Raw genomic sequence first — 3,835 nt, 5'->3', positions numbered from 1 at the left:
AACGAATGACCGATTTCTGTCCCACTCTCTCTTTCGTTGATTACAAGGCTGTGATGGCTGTGATCAAACCAAAGATGATCCCTGGTGCATTGGCTGCAGCAAGTGGGATATCGCGTTCTTTTTTAAAGAGGCCGTAGTAGACCCAAAGGCTACAGTTGATGGCTGCGACAAGCGGTTGAATAAAGTTTCCTTTGTGACCAGCGAGGTTGTCCATGATTTGTGGGAAGTAAGACACATACATCATAACAGACATAAAGGTCGCAACCCAACCAAGAATTTTCATTTGTTTTTCATTCATTTTGAAACTACCATTTCCTTTTCTTTTTTTAAGTATGCACTATTCTACCTTTTGTCCTTTACAAATTCAAGTCTTTTTTTCAAATGTTACCGAACTGTAAAGTGTCACAATCTTGTGATTTTGCAGGAAGATGGATTTCTTTTCGAGAGAGTCTTCTCTCTAGTTGCTATTTTTTTGACACATTGTCTAATTTTGTGCGAATGTAATCATTTTCATCTTGCATAGCATGCAAATTAATTGCATTTTCTTCCTACTTATGCTATTTTGATACACAGAGGTAAAATTTTATGAATAAACAAAAAATCAACCAAATCGTTGGCTCGATCGGTGCCTTTATTGGGATTATCGTTTTCATTGCCTACATCCCACAAATTATTGCTAATTTACAGGGAAATAAGGCCCAACCTTTCCAACCCTTGTCAGCTGCTATTTCTTGCTTGATCTGGGTCATTTATGGTTGGACAAAGGAACCTAAAAAAGACTGGATTTTGATCATTCCAAATTCAGCAGGTGTCATCCTAGGAGGATTGACTTTCCTTACATCACTTTAATAGAAAGTGAACAAAGACTGAACTCTACGGGTTCAGTCTTTTTTGTGTATCCCTTTGAAAAACAAAAACAATCGCAGTCGGTTTTCGTACAAAAAAGCCCGCCATGAGCGAGCTTAAAAAGTTGACAATTTTTACTTTGAATAACCTAATCTGGACTATTGTGCAAAAATATCCAAATGATTTCTGATTATTATTTAGAGTATATTGAAATTTTCTGCTGTGAGAAAAGTGCCTGAAATAATCATGTTTCAGGCACTCGGAATTATTGAGACCTTAGGCTCAATAATTAGTCATGGAACTTCTTCGATGTTCGCTGACGTCCGTACTCACCTAAGGAAAGTTTCTAATTTGATTCGAGCTTCTTTTTCCTTAAATCTGCACAATCTTACGGTAGCTCCGAGAGGTGATCCAAAAGACGATCAGGTAGGTGACGAGAAAGACACCACAAACGCTGAGGGTTACGACGAGGACTTGGCCACTATTGATGACACCGAGCACTTTGAGAATGAGGCGGATCATATGGTAGGCAAAGGCCAGGTGGACAAAGGCAAAGATGAGGGGGAGGAAGAAGACAGTCCGCACTTGACGGTTGATGGTCCGTTTGACCTCGTGTTCATCAAGCCCCACCTGTTGGAGAATGACGAAGCGATCACGGTCTTCATAACCTTCTGAGATTTGCTTGTAGTAGATGACGATGACGGTTCCGACCATAAAGATCAGTGACAAGAAAATCCCGATAAAGAAGATGCCGCCAAAGAGGCTATTCAACTCTGCCACATCATTGGCTCGGTTGCCTCCATAGATAAAGGTCCCTTGGCCCTGTTGGCTGCTCAATTCATCGATCATCTTGTCATAGCTGGCTGCCAGCTTGAGTTGCTGGTCTTCATCGACATTGACATTGAAGCCACCGTAGATATTGGTATTGATGGCCAGATTTGGAAACTGAGCGACAAAGACTGAGAGGTCCGGCACGATCAGGTAGTTGAAATCCTCCGTCAGCATGTTAAACTGATTTGGCACATGATCAGTGATAAAATCCTTGCTCACCTCTTCTTTGACTTGGAAGTCTTGCCCATTGATAGTGAACTGCTTTTGCCCTTTAAGAGCCTTGTTATGGGCAAAGAGGATGACTTGGTTGCCTGTCAGATCGACTTGTTCGCCTGTCATGTGTTCATAACTAGCTACATCAAAGACCATAAAGACGGTTTTGGGAGTGACGCTGCGTTCATCAGCTGGATAGACGGTGAAATCTGTGCCCTTTTGTGATTTAACCCCAAAGTTGGCATAGGTCATCAGGTCACGATTCTTGATCTTGAGATGGTGCTCAGAGGCAAATTCATCAAATTTCTGATTGATCTGCTCCAGATCGACCCCTTTTCCTTGGACAGAGAAATCATGAGGCGCCATGATTTTCTTGACCATTTCGCTACCGACATAGATGTTGGTTGCTGCAGAGATGGTTACCAGCACCATGGTCGAGAGGATGGCAATGGTCGCAAGCCCCACTGCATTTTTCTTCATGCGATAGATGAGGTTAGAGACCGAAATCATATTGTTGGGCTGGTAATAATAGCTCTTCTTTTTCTTGAGCAGATGCAAGAAGACGGTGATCCCCGCATTAAAGAGCAGGTAAGTCCCGATCATGACCAAGATAACCGCTAGAAAGAAGGTCACAAGCGCAATGATAGGGTCTTTGACCGACAAAGCTAGGTAGTAGCCAAAACCAAGAGAGGCTAAGCCCAGGATGGTTTGGGGCCACAAGAAGCGGGCTTTCTTTTCGCCACTAGCCTTCTCACGAGTTAGTTGCAGGGCATTCAAACGGAGAATGCGCCAAGCATTGAGAAGAATCAAAAGTCCAAAGATGAGACCAAAGGTGACAAAGACCAAGATGACAATCCCAGGTTGGAAGGTGGATACTAGCTGTACCTTCATCTTCATGAGTTTTAAGAGAAAGGCAAAGATCAGCTTGTCAAAGAGGGCTCCAATCAAGACGCCGGCTGAGATAGTCAGCAAGCCAAAAAGCAAGAGTTCCTTGAAGATCATGCTGATAAGATGGCGTTTTTCAAGGCCGAGCATGCTGTAGATCCCCAGCTCCTTGGAGCGATTTTTCATGACGAAGCTATTGGCATAGAGCACGATGATAGCTCCCGCCGCATTGACCACGAACAGCCCCAAGACCAGGGTAAAGATCATGGGATCTCCCCCACGAAGCTCGTGAATGTGGGGATTAAAGGTCAGGGAGTCAAAGAGATAAGCGATGGTCACTGCGAGAATGACCGCAATCGCAAAGGGATAATAGAGCTTGCGGTTCTTGATCAGATTAGAGCAAGCTAGTTTAGTGGTTAATCGAAACATCTACTCCACCTCACTTGCCATGACCGTCAGAGTATCTGAGATTTCTTGGAACATCTGACGCTCCGTCTTTTCCCCGCAGAAGATCTGATTGTAAAGAATCCCGTCCTTGATAAAGAGCACGCGCTTGGCACGCGCTGCTGCTGCGGTTGAGTGAGTCACCATGAGAATGGTTTGGCCCATGCTATTGATGTCTTCAAAGACATCCAGTAACGCAGCTGAAGACTTGGAATCCAGCGCCCCTGTTGGCTCATCCGCCAGGAGGATTTCTGGCGAGGTGATGATGGCCCGTGCTACGGCCACCCGTTGCTTTTGCCCACCAGAGATTTCGTAAGGGTATTTTTCTAAGAGCTGGTGAATGCCCAATTCCCGACTCACGCTATCCACCTTACTCATCATTTCCTTGACCGGTCTGCGAGAGAGGACTAGAGGGAGAAGAATATTGTCTTTGACAGACAAGGTATCGAGCAAATTGAAATCTTGAAAGACGAAGCCTAGTTTTTCCCGACGGAAGCTGGACGCATCCTTGTTCTTGATGGTTGAGGTGTCCGTGCCATTGAGGTAGACCCGCCCTTCGGTCGGCTGATCCAGCATGGCCAGGATGTTGAGGAGGGTCGATTTCCCGGATCCTGAT

Annotated in this window: 4 protein-coding genes; 1 reads left to right on the top strand and 3 read right to left on the bottom strand. The window is 44.8% G+C overall.

The features are described 5' to 3' along the window. Positions 1–40 precede the first annotated feature (40 nt). The gene (locus tag HMPREF2704_RS00530) at positions 41–298 is read right to left on the bottom strand and encodes a SemiSWEET family transporter (protein WP_003011864.1); all 258 of its coding nucleotides are present in this window, start codon (positions 296–298) and stop codon (positions 41–43) included. 287 nt (positions 299–585) lie between these two features. Here HMPREF2704_RS00530 and HMPREF2704_RS00525 point away from each other — a divergent pair, with 287 nt between their 5' ends. Then, the gene (locus HMPREF2704_RS00525; protein WP_003012241.1) at positions 586–849 is read left to right on the top strand and encodes a SemiSWEET family transporter; all 264 of its coding nucleotides are present in this window, start codon (positions 586–588) and stop codon (positions 847–849) included. Between the two features lie 369 nt (positions 850–1,218). Here the strand turns inward: HMPREF2704_RS00525 and HMPREF2704_RS00520 are convergent, their stop codons facing one another. Both HMPREF2704_RS00520 and HMPREF2704_RS00515 read right to left on the bottom strand, forming a co-directional pair. Further along, on the bottom strand, positions 1,219–3,204 hold the full coding sequence (locus HMPREF2704_RS00520; protein ID WP_070845344.1) for an ABC transporter permease: 1,986 nt from the start codon (positions 3,202–3,204) through the stop codon (positions 1,219–1,221). Next, positions 3,205–3,835, bottom strand: a 631-nt coding sequence (locus HMPREF2704_RS00515; RefSeq protein WP_256317998.1) for an ABC transporter ATP-binding protein, incomplete at its 5' end; no start/stop codon positions are given.

The organism is Streptococcus sp. HMSC076C09 (assembly GCF_001837905.1).
GTDB classification, from domain to species: Bacteria; Bacillota; Bacilli; order Lactobacillales; family Streptococcaceae; genus Streptococcus; species Streptococcus parasanguinis_I.
This window is presented reverse-complemented; position numbering and strand designations above follow the sequence as displayed.